This window comes from Verrucomicrobiota bacterium (assembly GCA_037139415.1).
Classification (GTDB): Bacteria; Verrucomicrobiota; Verrucomicrobiia; order Limisphaerales; family Fontisphaeraceae; genus JBAXGN01.
Genome location: JBAXGN010000011.1, coordinates 31372 through 44535, shown reverse-complemented (window position 1 = coordinate 44535; position 13164 = coordinate 31372). Strand labels below are relative to the sequence as shown.

The 13164-nt window shown below is 53.8% G+C and carries 11 protein-coding genes; 2 read left to right on the top strand and 9 right to left on the bottom strand.

Features of this window, described 5'->3' with window-relative positions:
• Together WCO56_03385 and WCO56_03380 are read left to right on the top strand one after the other, a co-directional pair.
• A complete protein-coding gene (locus WCO56_03385; protein MEI7728582.1) occupies positions 1–6279 on the top strand; it encodes a leucine-rich repeat domain-containing protein in 6279 nt (2092 codons plus the stop codon).
• Between the two features lie 350 nt (positions 6280–6629).
• Positions 6630–7037 (top strand): hypothetical protein, encoded by a 408-nt coding sequence (locus WCO56_03380; protein MEI7728581.1) that lies wholly within the window; start codon positions 6630–6632, stop codon positions 7035–7037.
• A 362-nt stretch (positions 7038–7399) separates the two neighbouring features.
• Here the strand turns inward: WCO56_03380 and WCO56_03375 are convergent, their stop codons facing one another.
• From WCO56_03375 to WCO56_03335, 9 genes are all read right to left on the bottom strand, one after another.
• Complete coding sequence (locus WCO56_03375) at positions 7400–8107, bottom strand: PEP-CTERM sorting domain-containing protein (GenBank protein ID MEI7728580.1); 708 nt, start codon at positions 8105–8107, stop codon at positions 7400–7402.
• 1 nt (position 8108) lies between these two features.
• Positions 8109–8501, bottom strand: coding sequence for a PEP-CTERM sorting domain-containing protein (locus tag WCO56_03370; protein ID MEI7728579.1), 393 nt, complete (start codon positions 8499–8501; stop codon positions 8109–8111).
• Positions 8502–8599: 98 nt separating this feature from the next.
• Positions 8600–8839 (bottom strand): hypothetical protein, encoded by a 240-nt coding sequence (locus tag WCO56_03365; GenBank protein MEI7728578.1) that lies wholly within the window; start codon positions 8837–8839, stop codon positions 8600–8602.
• A 1-nt stretch (position 8840) separates the two neighbouring features.
• Positions 8841–9572, bottom strand: a complete 732-nt coding sequence (locus tag WCO56_03360) for a PEP-CTERM sorting domain-containing protein (GenBank protein ID MEI7728577.1) — start codon at positions 9570–9572, stop codon at positions 8841–8843.
• 1 nt (position 9573) lies between these two features.
• A complete protein-coding gene (locus WCO56_03355; GenBank protein ID MEI7728576.1) occupies positions 9574–10299 on the bottom strand; it encodes a hypothetical protein in 726 nt (241 codons plus the stop codon).
• 1 nt (position 10300) lies between these two features.
• A complete protein-coding gene (locus WCO56_03350; GenBank protein MEI7728575.1) occupies positions 10301–10981 on the bottom strand; it encodes a hypothetical protein in 681 nt (226 codons plus the stop codon).
• A gap of 29 nt (positions 10982–11010) precedes the next feature.
• On the bottom strand, positions 11011–11697 hold the full coding sequence (locus tag WCO56_03345; GenBank protein ID MEI7728574.1) for a PEP-CTERM sorting domain-containing protein: 687 nt from the start codon (positions 11695–11697) through the stop codon (positions 11011–11013).
• Positions 11694–12383 carry a PEP-CTERM sorting domain-containing protein gene (locus WCO56_03340; protein ID MEI7728573.1) on the bottom strand — a complete coding sequence of 230 codons (690 nt, stop codon included), beginning with the start codon at positions 12381–12383 and terminating at the stop codon, positions 11694–11696. The genes WCO56_03345 and WCO56_03340 overlap by 4 nt, the downstream gene beginning before the upstream one ends.
• Entirely contained in the window at positions 12380–13072 is a 693-nt protein-coding gene (locus WCO56_03335; protein MEI7728572.1) for a PEP-CTERM sorting domain-containing protein, read from the bottom strand. The genes WCO56_03340 and WCO56_03335 overlap by 4 nt, the downstream gene beginning before the upstream one ends.
• Positions 13073–13164 lie beyond the last annotated feature (92 nt).

Below are 13164 nucleotides of genomic sequence, written 5' to 3'. Positions count from 1 at the left end.
ATGCGTAACTACCACCTTCGATTTCTGACGCTCCCCATGCTACTGTTGGCCTTGCCCGTTGCGTTGCAGGCCCAATTTATATACACCACCTACCTCACCGGGGTCACCATCACAGGATATAACGGTCCCGGCGGGGATGTGGTTATCCCGGACAATTTTTCCGGGGTGTCCGTGACGACCATCGGCGACCGGGCGTTCCAGTCCAAATCCACCATTACCAGCATCACCATCCCAGACACGGTGACCGACATCGGGAATTACTCCTTTAATTCCTGTTCGAGCCTGACCAGCCTCACCCTCGGCAACCGGGTGACCAGCATCGGGGTGAGCGCGTTTCAGGGCTGCACAAACCTCACCAGCCTCACCCTCCCCAACAGCGTCAGCACCCTCGCAGACAGTGCGTTTGCCTACTGCCCGGCCCTGCGCACCGCCACGATCGGGGACGGCGTCACCATGATCGGACCCAATGCGTTTGAGCTATGCTACCGCCTGACCAACGTCACCCTCGGCACGAATGTCCACAGCATCGGTAATTATGCGTTCGATCAATGCCCCAGCCTGACCAGTATCACGATTCCCGACCGCGTCAATTCCCTCGGGATGAGCGCGTTCAATGGGTGCTCGAACCTCAGCATCGCCACGATCGGCAACGGCCTGACCAGCATTCCCAACTGGACCTTCAATCAATGCACCAGCCTGAGCAACGTCCTCATCGGCAGCAGCGTCACCAGCCTTGGAGACTACGCCTTCCAGTACTGCTCCAGCCTCACCAACGTCACGATTCCCAACTCGGTCACCAACATCGGATTCTCCACTTTCTATGCGTGTTCCAGCCTGACCAACATTACACTCAGCACCAACCTCATCACCATTGGAAGCTGGGCCTTCCGCTTCTGCGGCGGCCTGGCTAGCATCGCCATTTCCAACCGTGTCACCCACCTTGGCGACATGGCCTTCCAATCCTGCACCAACCTCCTCAGCGTCGTGCTCGGGAGTAGCGCGACTAACAACGGAATGTACCTCTTCGATTCCTGCCCCAACCTGGCCGTGATCACCGTGGACCCCGCCAATCCCATCTACAGCAGTCTCGATGGCGTCTGGTTCAACAAGGATCAGACCGTGCTCCTCCAATGCCCAGCGGGCCGTCCCGGCGCGTACACCGTTCCCAACGGCGTCACCAACATCGCGAGTTATGCGTTCGCCGCGTGCCACAACCTGACGAATGCCACGCTCCCCGACAGTGTTCGCCTGGTCGGCTCGTACGCGTTCCAGTCCTGTATTAACCTGACCAGCATGACGATCGGCAGCAATGTGTCCAGCGTCGGAATTTCCGCCCTTTCGGGATGCACCAACCTGACGGCCCTCTATTTCCAAGGCAACGCACCCCGCACCGATTGGAGCACGTTCAGCGGGGACGCCAATGCGGTCATCTACTACCTGGCCGGCACCACGGGCTGGAGCGATCCCACCTTCTACGGCGTCCCGACCGTGATGATCTATTTGACGCCGCCATTCACCTACACCACCAATAATGGCACGATCAACCTCACTGGATATACGGGCATCCGCGGAGCGGTAAACATCCCCAGCACCCTGAATGGGCTGCCGGTCACCAGCATCGGCGACGCGGCGTTCCGGTGGAACGGCAATCTGACGAGGGTGACGATCCCTAGCAGCGTTATCACCATCGCCGATTCGGCGTTCTACAATTGTTACAGCCTCGGTAGCGTCACCCTCGGCACCAACGTCACCAGCATCGGAAATTCGGCGTTCGCCGCCTGCTTCGGGCTGACCAACATTGTGATTCCCGACAGCGTCACCAACCTCGGCGATGCGGTGTTCGGCGGTTGCTCCAGCATGGCGGAGATCTCGGTGGGTGCGAACAATTCCTTCTATAGCAGCGCGGACGGGGTCTTGTTTGATAAACCGCAGACGCTGGTCGTCGAGTGCCCGGCGGGCAAGACCGGAAGCTACACGATCCCCGGCGGCGTGACCCGCGTCGGCGTCGGTGCCTTCAATGGTTGCGCCGGGCTTGGGAGCGTTTCGATCCCCGACTCCGTGACCAGCATCGGGGACTCCGGATTCCGGGATTGCACCGGTTTGACCAACGTGACCATCGGCAACGGCGTCACCAACCTCGAGCGGATGTCGTTCTGGGGCTGCTCCTCCCTGACCACCATCACGATTCCCAACAGCGTGGTCACCATCGGAGCCCATGCCTTTTATTATTGCACCGGCTTGACCAACGCCTCGATTGGCAACCACGTCGCCTCCATTGGTGATGTCGGCTTCTGCAACTGCACGAACTTGACGGCCATTTATTTCAGTGGCGACGCTCCCACCTTGGGTTCGGACGTGTTCACCGGCGACGACCAAGTGACGGTGTATCGCCCGGCGGATGCTGCTGGCTGGGGCCCGACCTTTGGCGGTCGTACGACCGTGTCAGTGTACGCGCCCGTGCCCTACCTCTACACGACCAACAACGGCACCATCACCATCACCGGCTACTCCGGCCCTGGCGGGATCATCACCATCCCCGCCACGCTCACGGGCCGGGCTGTAACCAGCCTCGGGGCCGGGGCGTTCCAACACAACGGCAGCCTGACCAACATTTTCATTCCCGACGGCGTTACCAATATCGGGAGCAGCGCATTCGCTTCCTGCACCAATCTGACGAGCATCACGATCCCCAATGGCGTCACCAGCATTGGGGACGGCACCTTCGCCTCGTGCAGTAGCTTGACCAATGTCAGTCTTGGCTACGGGGTCACCAGCATCGGGACCAATGCGTTCAACGCCTGCACCAGTCTAGGCGGCCTCGTTCTTCCCAACAGTCTCCTCACCGTCAGCAGCGGGGCGTTCTCGGGCTGCCTCGCGCTGACCAACCTCACGATTCCCAACCAGGTTACCAGCCTCGGAAACCAGGCATTCGCGGACTGCGCCAGCCTGGCCAGTGCCGTGATCGGTAGCCATGTCACGAGCCTCGGCAGCTACGCCTTCGCAAACTGCACCAACCTCACGGCCGTCTATTTCCAAGGCAATGCCCCGACTTCGGATGCCACCCCCTTCATGAATGACAACCGCCTCACCCTCTATTGCCTCGCCGGGACCTTGGGTTGGGATGCCGGACTTGCCGGGCTTCAGCCGGTCTGGTTGTTTCCGCCGGTACCGTTCATTTGCACCACCAACAACGGCACGCTCACCATCGTTAGCTACACCGGGGACGGCGGGGCGGTGACCATCCCGGCCACGGTCAACGGTCTGCCCGTCACCAGCATCGGCGACGTGGTGTTCCAACAGAACGGCACGCTGACCAGCGTGACGATCCCCGCCAGCATTACCAATATTGGGGCCTACGCGTTCGCCAATTGTACCAACCTGGCCGCCGTCTATTTCTTTGGCAACGCGCCCGTCGTGGATGCGTCTCTGTTTAACGGGGATAGTCAGCTCACCCTCTATCGCTTGGCTGGAACCATGGGCTGGGATGCGGGATTGGCCGGTCTCCAACCGCTGCTCCTGTATCCGCCCGTGCCCTACACCTACACGACCAACAACGGCACCATCACCATCACCGGCTACTCCGGCGTTGGCGGAGCCGTAGTTCTCCCGGCCACGATCACCGGCCTGCCGGTCACCGGTATCGGGGCCGGCGCATTCCAGTACAATACCAATCTGACCAGCATCACCTTCACGCCCAGTATCACCGACATCGGGATCAATGCGTTCGACTCTTGCACCAGCCTGGGCAGCGTCACCCTCCCCGACAGCGTCACCGACATCCGGGACGGGGCGTTCAACGCCTGCCTCGGACTGACGAATCTCCTCTTCGGTAACAGCGTCACCAACATCGGGACCAACGCCTTTAATTCTTGTACCAACCTGACCCGCCTCGCCATTCCCAGCACCGTTATCACTCTGGGAGGCGGGGCGTTCGCAGGCTGTCTCGCGCTGGGCAGCGTCACGATTCCCAATCACGTTACCAGCATCGGCAGCCATGCCTTTGATGCCTGCAGCAGCCTAGCCACCGTCACCGTCGGCAGCGCGGTCACCAATATCGGTCCCTACGCGTTCGCCAATTGCCCCAACCTGCTGACCATCTACTTCCACGGCAACGCTCCGGCTGCGGATTCGTCTGTCTTTGTCGGCGACGACCATGTCACCCTTTATTGTTTCTTGGGTACCACGGGCTGGGACACGGCCTTTGCTGGCCTCCAACCCGTACTGGTGTACCCTCCCGTGCCTTACACGTACACGACCAACAATGGCACGATCACCATCACCAGCTACACAGGCGGCGAGGGGGCAGTGGCCATCCCGTCCACGATTACTGGTCTGCCGGTCACCAGCCTTGGGGATGGGGCGTTCCAGCAGAACAGCGGCCTGACCGACGTGATCATCCCCATCAGTGTCACCAATCTCGGGATCAGCGTGTTTGCTTCCTGCTCCAATCTGACGGGCGTCACGTTATCCGACGGCCTCCTGCGCCTTGGGGGCGGGGTGTTCGATTCGTGTACCAGCTTGGGCCGCATCACCCTTCCGGACAGTGTCAGCGAGATTGGAGACGGGGCGTTCAAATCCTGTTCGGGACTGACCAACGTCATCCTCGGAACCAAGGTCGCGATCCTCGGAAACAACGTGTTCAATTCGTGCAGCCGCCTGCCCGGCATCCTCCTCCCCGGTACTGTCACCAGCCTTGGAGACTCGGTGTTCGCCTCCTGCACCAGTTTGACCGACGTCACGATTCCCGGCGCAGTCACCAACCTCGGCAATAATGCGTTTAACGCTTGCACCGCGCTCACCAACGTCTCCCTCCCCACCAACCTCACCAGCCTGGCGGACGGGGTATTCGCTGGTTGCACCGGCTTGCCCACCATCACGATTCCCAATCAGGTGGTCAGCCTCGGCAACAACGCGTTTAACGGGTGTCCCTCGCTCACCAACGTCTCCCTCTCCCTCAGCCTCACCAGCCTCGGCGACGGAGCGTTCCAATCCTGTGCCAACCTGGCCAATGTCACCATTCCATCCAACGTCACCAACATTGGCAATAGCGCGTTCGCGTCTTGCGACAGCCTGACCCGCATGGCTATTCCCAATAGTGTCATTCAGATTTCGGACGCGGCTTTCGCCTACTGCCATGGCTTGACCAACGTGACCATCTCCGCCAGCGTCACCAGTATCGGGGGGTGGGTGTTCTATTATTGTACCAGCCTGCTGGCGATCACCGTGGACGCACAGAATGCCGCCTTTTGCAGTACAAACGGTATCTTGTTCGACAAGCTCCAGACCCGGCTCATCCAGTACCCGCCCGCTAAAACGGAAAGCAGTTATATCATCCCGAACACCGTTACTAACATCGGAGACTGGGCGTTTATGGAGGCCGTTATTCTCGCCGATATCACCATTCCCGCCAGCGTCACCAGTATTGCCAACGGCGTGTTCGCCTATTGCGCCAGCCTGACCAACGCCCCGATCCCGAACACGGTCCTGAGCATCGGAAACTATGGGTTCTATTGCTGTTCGAAGCTGACGAGTGTGACCATCCCCAACAGCGTGCTCAGCCTCGGCTACGCCTCGTTTAACAACTGCGGAGGCTTGACCAACGTCGCCATTGGCTCGGGCGTAACCCGTATTGACAACCCTTCATTCTTCAACTGCCCCAGCTTGCTGGCAATCACGGTGGCCCCACAGAACTCGGCCTATGGCAGTGTGGACGGGGTCTTAATTGATAAGAGCCGGGCCACCCTCATCCAATACCCGGCGGGCAGAGCCGCCAGCCGTTATGCGACTCCCAGCAACGTCACTAATATCGGTAACCTGTCCTTCGCCTTCTGCGCCAACCTGACCAGCGTATTTATCGGCCCCAATGTCATCGGGATCGAGGATATTGCGTTCTATTCTTGCAGCAGCCTGGCCGGAATCTACTTTCTGGGTAACGCCCCCATTCCCGGTTCAGGCATCTTCGCATTTGATGACACCGCAACCGTCTATTATTTGCCGGGAACTACGAACTGGGGCGCGACGTTTGGCGGTCTGCCCACCCTGCTGTGGAATCCGAAGGCACAAACCAGTACGCCGGGTTTTGGCATTCGTACCAACGGTTTCCAGTTTCCGATTACCGGGACCAGCAACTTGGTCATCGTGGTGGAGGGTTGCACCGACTTGGTCAACCCCGTCTGGATTCCGCTGCAAACGAACACCCTTACAGGCAGCCCCGCAGTTTTCCGCGATTCCAAGTGGACGAATTCCACTACCCGTTTCTACCGCCTGAGTTCCCCTTGACCGTTGCGCCGACTATTTAGTTTCAAACGCTTGCCAGCCGTTCGCCTATTTCACGTCAGGTCCACCTCGAACGGTACTCGGGTGCGCCAGAAGGACAGCTTCCCCGGCGAGCCGGGCCGGACGTTCCGCTTGGCCGTTTCGGAGATGCCACAATTCGCCCAAAACGCGCCAATGTCAGGCTGGAATATAGAACAGGAATAAGGTCGCATTTGTGGCTTGCTCTCTGTGCGTATGAACGGTATTGGTTTTCCCATGATTCTCACTTATAATACTGATGCCGGTGGCCGCTGGAATGGGTATCCGTCTGCCACCAGATCTTCGATCGGGTACAACCCAATGAGACAATGAATATGGGTTGGTTGGCAAAGTATGAAACAATGGTCTGGCTCTTCCTCGTGGTGGGCGGATTTGTTTGGCTCACACGAGTGCCGGAACTGCGCCTGATCCGGTTCCGGCTGGGCGCTTCCCTGCTTATCGTGGTGGCGTTCTTCTTTTTTGCCAAGGGCGTCTGGAGCATGGTTTTGCTGCTCCTGCTCGCCCGGCCCGTGTTTTTTGTGTTTGGCATGGTCTGGTCGGAGGTGGTCGCGCATTTTGCCTTTCGCGCGTTCCACGCGTCGGTGATGGGGGATGGTGGCCCCGCCGGGCCGATGTCATCGCCCAGCTACGCCCTCGCAAGGCACTTCCGCGCCACCGGCAGAACCACTCTTATTCGGGGTCAGACCATAGTATTTCCTGTTTTTCATGATGCCTCCTTTTGAATTGATCCCGACAAATTATGCCATGCCGCAGCCTCCAAGTAAAAATCCTGCCACGATCCCCGCAGCGAATGCTATGGCAAATGGCCCCTGGAGACTGGACTCTTGATTGGCTTAACATGGCGACAGGGAAGCGGATTCGCCGCTTAATATCAATCGGAAAATATACAATACTATTTGGTTGCCCCCTTTTCCGCCTGGCGTGTTGGATGGCAGAAGCTCTCCGCGCCTTTATGTTTGGCACGGTGCCGCCGCTGGTGCCAGTGTGTTCCTTCCGCATTTTTCGCCAAGCAAAGAGTTGACCTTTCGCCTGGTATTGGTTGCCGGCTGAAGACGTCGTTAGGGATGGATAATGCATGACAAATTCAGGTCACTCTTCGTTTTCTGCCGAGCGTGGACCAACCGATCAAACCTCCAACGCACCAGAGCGCCAGGGTGCCCGGTTCAGGAACAGCCTCCGCCATAAATTGAATGTCATCAAGGCTGGTCAAATTAGGTGAACCCGTGCCGTCGTACAGGGAAGTAAAACGTAATTCGGTTGTGCTACCCGCATAGGCTGAAATATCCGCGCCCCAGACCATGTAACTGGCGTTGGACGAAACGGTCACGGTGGGCAGGACATTGCCGGCCAAAGAAACCGTGAAGGCATGCGCCCAAATATCCACTTTGAACTGAATACCATTGGCCCACCCGGGCACCGTGCCGGTCTGGGCGATGGAGGCGTCACGCTGATCGGGAAAATAGTTGTATGCACCAGCAAGACAGGCAGAATATTTACCGGAAAGGATTTGTTCGGGATGCCGATAAAATGGACCGAAAATGATTATTCTCGTCGACCCAATGGGAATGCTATTATGGTACATTGTGGAGACTTCATACATACCGGCAAATGCGCGCCAACTAGGCAAAGCATTAACTACTAACTCATCGGAAGTCTGGTTTGATGCCAGGTCCGGGATTGAAGCTTGTTCAAAATCCAGATTTTGGAAGGTGACCCCTGCCAACGACCTGTCAACATGGCAAACTAGTAACCCTAACACTAATAAAATGGGAAATGAAGGATAACTTTTCATCTTAGCCAGCGTCGTTGTGCTGAATACCAGGTTTTCGTCTCCACCCCATCATCCACAAGCAAACCATGCCCCCGCCACACAATAGAGCCAATGCACTAGGTTCTGGAACCATATCGGTTGAGAATTGAATGTCATCGAGCCAAACGGGATTAACCGTACCGTAAATGTATTGCGAGGTGAATCGCAAATCAACGGTCTGTCCCACATACGCGGAAGCATCAGCTCCCCACGTAGCATAACTGCCGCTGGTGGTTAGTTTTTGCATGTACAGGGGGTTCCCATTCATCGCCACCGTAAAGTCATGTGCATTGGCATTGACAAGGAACTTGATGCTGTTAGCCCAATTGGGAATGGTACCCGTTTGGGAAACAGAGACATTACGTTCTTCTGGCAAATAACGATAGCCTCCGATCAGGCAAACGGAGTATCGCCCTTGGAGAACATAAGATGCATACTGGACATTAGGACCAAACACAGAAATAGCAGCGGACCCTAACGTATAGTATTATGTAAAACGTTGGTCGTTTCGTAAGGTCCAAACATGGTTTTCCAACCCGGTAACGCTACGAGAGTAAGCTCATCTACTCCGGATTGGCCTGATGGAACATTAGGTATGTTGGCACTTTCAAAATCAAAGTTTTGAAATGCGACCTCGCCCAAGACTGGGTTGGCATGGAAAACGAATATTCCTAAAAGTGCCAAAATAGGTTTTAGTAATGCAGATGTTTTCATATTAACCCACGTTTTGCTGTTTACCGGTTCTTCGTCCCCGCCCCAGCAACCACCAGCCCATCATACCTCCGGCACAGCATAAAGCGATGGTGCCAGGCTCGGGAACAGCCTCCGCCATAAATTGAATGTCATCAAGGCTGGTCAAATTAGGTGAACCCGTGCCGTCGTACAGGGAAGTAAAACGTAATTCGGTTGTGCTCCCCGCATAGGCTGAAATATCCGCACCCCAGACCATGAAATTGGCGTTGGAGGAGACGGGCACTGTTGGCAATACATTACCGGCCAAAGATACCGTGAAAGCATGCGCCCATGGAGATACCATGAACTGGATGCCATTAGCCCACACAGGAACCGTGCCGGTTTGGGCGATAGAGGCATTACGTTGATCAGGATAATAGTTGTAGGCACCAGCAAGACAGGCAGAATATTTTCCAGATATAATGCCTTGGTATTTATAATTTGGACCGAATATCATGACCCTGGTAGAGCCTAATGGAACTGTATTGTGGACAACGGTGGTTTGCTCATAGCTGCCATAAAAAATTCGCCATCCTGGAAACGCTGCGGTCGCGTCTTCACTTGGATTGGCACTGTCTGGTGGCAAATTAGGGACCGTCGCATTTTCAAAATTAAGGTTTTGAAATGCAACCTCGCCCAAGACTGGGTTGGCATGGAAAACGAATATTCCTAAAAGTGCCAAAATAGGTTTTAACAATGCTGATGACCTTTTCATATTAACCAACGTTTTGCGGTTTACAGGTTCTTCGTCCCTGCCTCACCAACCACCAGCCCATCATACCTCCGGCACACCATAAAGTAATAACGCCGGGCTCGGGAACAGCGTCTGGGGAGAAAACAATATCATCCAAATAGTGGTAATTGATGTATCGAAACCCTTGGTAATATGAGGTGAACCTCAGTTCTGATGTGCTTCCCTTGTACCATGAAACATCCGCTCCCATGATGGTATATGTGGCAGTGGTTTCGAGTGCAGTAAGTTGAAGACTATTCCCACTCAATGAAACACGAAATGAATCCGTGTAAGGACTTAACTTGAACTGTATCGAATTCGCCCAGTCTGGCACCTCCCCAACTTGAGCCAAGGATGCATTGGCATTATCTAGATTATAATTATAAGCCCCTTGCAATACCGCGGTGTAGTTCCCGCTGAGAATTTGATTAGGTGCACCAAAGTTCGGGCCAAGAATGGAGACGCCATTAGCACCCAGATTGACATCATTATGCACAGCAAAAGGCCGTTCTTGGCTTCCTACGAAAAATTTCCAACCTGGAAATGCATCATTAATTGAAACATCCCCACCTGCTTGTCCCGCTGGCAAATTAGGAACTTGTGCGGACTCGAAATCCAAATTAATGAACTGCGGCGCGCAGAAAACGGATTCGGCATGGCCAAACCATAATCCCAACAGCACAAGCAGTAATGCAGATGACCTTTTCATATTAACCAACGTTTTGCTGTTTTTCGGTTCTTCGTCTCCGCCCCAGTAACCACCAGACCATCATACCTCCGGCACAGCATAAAGTAATGACACCAGGCTCAGGAACGGCTTCGGTGGAAAAGGCGATGGAATCAATAAAAAACATACTTTCTGAGTTAGGAACGGCAATATCCGTAATTCTTAGCTCCACAGTTTGACCGGCAAATGCAGAAATATCTCCGCCATACTGGTAATAACTCCCGTCAGTTTTTAACGCGGGCATGCTGATGGGGTGTCCATCTAAGGAAACGATAAAACCATTGCGTGCGCTGGAACCTTTGAATTGAATCGAGTTAGCGTCGGCAGGAATTGTACCGGTTTGCGTTATATAGACATCGGTAAAATAAAAGGTAACACTAGTTTGAAGAGCTAGACAATAATTACCACTCATTTGATATCCAGACCCTGGGCCGAGCAAATCTATACTTGGGTCGCCAATACTAAGAGTATTGTAAACCAGAGACGTGCGTTTTTTTATCCCAGTATAAGTATTTCCATAATATCCTGACCACCCAGGCATTGCAGCGTCCCATTCCACCTGATATGGATCGTTAACTATTGGTATTATTGTTGCGGCTTCAAAGTCTAGGTTCATGAAGGCTTGGGCGTTACTCGTCAGCGGCCACCATGAAATGGCGAGCATGAGACTGGAGAATACTGTGTTTCTGATTTTCATGAGACACGGCGTCGAGTAACCAGAAACATACCAACGCCGCCAAGGCCAAGCAACGCGATGGTGCCAGGCTCAGGGACGGCTTCGGTGGAAAAGGCGATGGAATCAATAAAAAAATCACCTATCGAACCCGCCACGGCAATATCCGTAATTTTCAACTCCACTGTTTGACCGGCAAAGCCTGAAATATCACCGACGTACTGATAATAATTTCCAACGGTCTTCTGCACCGACATGGCAATGGGTTGTCCGTTTAGTGAAATGCCAAAACCATTGCGTGGATTGGAGCCTACAAATTGTAGAGAGTTTGCGTCAGCGGGAACAATCCCGGTTTGCGTCAGGTACACATCGGTAAAATAGAATGCGACACCAGTTTGAAGCAACACGCAATAATTTCCATTGATATGATATCCACTCCCTGGCCCCAATAAATCTATACTTGGGTAGCCAATACTGACGTCATTGTAAACCAGAGACGTGCGTTTTTTAATCCCAGTATAAGTATCTCCATAATATCCTGACCACCCAGGCATTGCAGCGTCCCATTCCACATGGCTCGGGTCGGGTATGGGTTTAATCACGGCTGATTCAAACCCTAAATTTATGAAGGCTTGGGCGTTACTCATCAGCGGCCACCATGATATGGCGAGCATGAAACTGGAGAAAATTGTGTTTATGGTTTTCATGAGGCGCGGCGTCTTGCGGCTAGAAACAGCCCAATGCTACCCAGGCAAAGTAAAGCGATGGTGCCGGGTTCAGGAACAGCCTCGGGTGAAAAATTGAAAGAATCAATAATGAACAGACTGGGGGATGCAAATGCAGTAATATCAGTTATTCGTAATTCAACAGTTTGCCCAGCAAGGCCTGAGACATCAGCACCGTATAGGTAATAAGAACTTCCGAAGGCCTTCATCACAGCCATGTTGATTGTTTGTCCGTTCAGAGAAACAGCAAAACCATTTCTTGCTGTGGAACCTATAAATTGAAGGGAGTTCGCATTATTTGGTATGACTCCAGTTTGTGTTATATAGACATCTGTAGCATAATCGGCACCACCAGTCTGAAGTGCCAAACAATAGTTCCCTTCAATATGATAACCAGACTCAGGGCCAAGCAAAGCGATGCCGGGCGAGCCGATATTGAGCGTATTGTAAAGCAACGATGTTCGCTGGTGTACACCAGTATATAGGTCTCCATAATAGCCTGACCACCCAGGCATTGCAGCGTCCCATTCCACATGGCTCGGGTCGGGTATGGGTTTAATCACGGCTGATTCAAACCCTAAATTTATGAAGGCCTGGGCGTTACTCGTCAGCGGCCACCATGAAATGGCGAGCATGAAACTGGAGAAAATTGTGTTTATGATTTTCATGAGTCACGGCGTCTTGCGGCTAGAAACAGCCCAATTCCGCCAAGGCCAAACAACGCGATCGAGGCTGGCTCTGGCACGGCTACAGGTGAGAAAATGATTGAATCCAAAGAAAGCTCTCCCGGATAGCCAATGACCATGTATTCATTGAATTTCAGTTCAACCGTTTGACCTGCAAACTGGGAAATGTCTGCAGCATAAAGATCATAACCCGCAAATGTTTGCAGAATAACGAGGGGCAGAGCCTGTCCATTGATTCCAACATCAAACGACGCATAGCGTTCCCCAGAGGATTTGAACTGCAGGGACTGCGTCCCTGCAGGGATTAATCCGGTTTGTGATAATGAAACATTTTGCTGACCTGTCCGAAGGCCCGTCTGCAACACCATGGCATATTTTCCATCGTAAACATATCCATTTGTTTTCATTAATGCGAACCCTGATGAGCTGAGGTACATATTGTTGTACAAGATCATTGTTTGCGGCTCGGAGCCAATATACGCAGTCCACCCTGGTACGGCTTGATCAAATTGCACCCGCCCATAAACATCATCAGGAATTGGCACAATTTTTGCCGATTCAAAACCCAGGTTCGTGAATAGGATTTCGGCACTGGCTAGCCTTGGGATAATAAGCAATGCCGCGCAGATGAAAATCGGAGGGACAAAATTTCGTGGTTTTGTTTTATGCATACTCGTATCCAATTTGCAACGAGTGGCTCAGATTGTTGGGTATGGGTTTAATCACGGCTGATTCAAACCCCAAATTTATGAAGGCCTGGGCG

Bases quoted from the DNA above. Each gene is read 5' to 3' on its own strand.
- WCO56_03365 (MEI7728578.1), bottom strand. From the start codon at position 8,839: ATGAAAACATCTGCATTACTAAAACCTATTTTGGCACTTTTAGGAATA.
- WCO56_03350 (MEI7728575.1), bottom strand. From the start codon at position 10,981: ATGCTCGCCATTTCATGGTGGCCGCTGACGAGTAACGCCCAAGCCTTC.
- WCO56_03335 (MEI7728572.1), bottom strand. From the start codon at position 13,072: ATGCATAAAACAAAACCACGAAATTTTGTCCCTCCGATTTTCATCTGC.
- WCO56_03380 (MEI7728581.1), top strand. From the start codon at position 6,630: ATGGGTTGGTTGGCAAAGTATGAAACAATGGTCTGGCTCTTCCTCGTG.
- WCO56_03360 (MEI7728577.1), bottom strand. From the start codon at position 9,572: ATGAAAAGGTCATCAGCATTGTTAAAACCTATTTTGGCACTTTTAGGA.
- WCO56_03385 (MEI7728582.1), top strand. From the start codon at position 1: ATGCGTAACTACCACCTTCGATTTCTGACGCTCCCCATGCTACTGTTG.
- WCO56_03345 (MEI7728574.1), bottom strand. From the start codon at position 11,697: ATGAAAACCATAAACACAATTTTCTCCAGTTTCATGCTCGCCATATCA.
- WCO56_03340 (MEI7728573.1), bottom strand. From the start codon at position 12,383: ATGAAAATCATAAACACAATTTTCTCCAGTTTCATGCTCGCCATTTCA.
- WCO56_03355 (MEI7728576.1), bottom strand. From the start codon at position 10,299: ATGAAAAGGTCATCTGCATTACTGCTTGTGCTGTTGGGATTATGGTTT.
- WCO56_03375 (MEI7728580.1), bottom strand. From the start codon at position 8,107: ATGAAAAGTTATCCTTCATTTCCCATTTTATTAGTGTTAGGGTTACTA.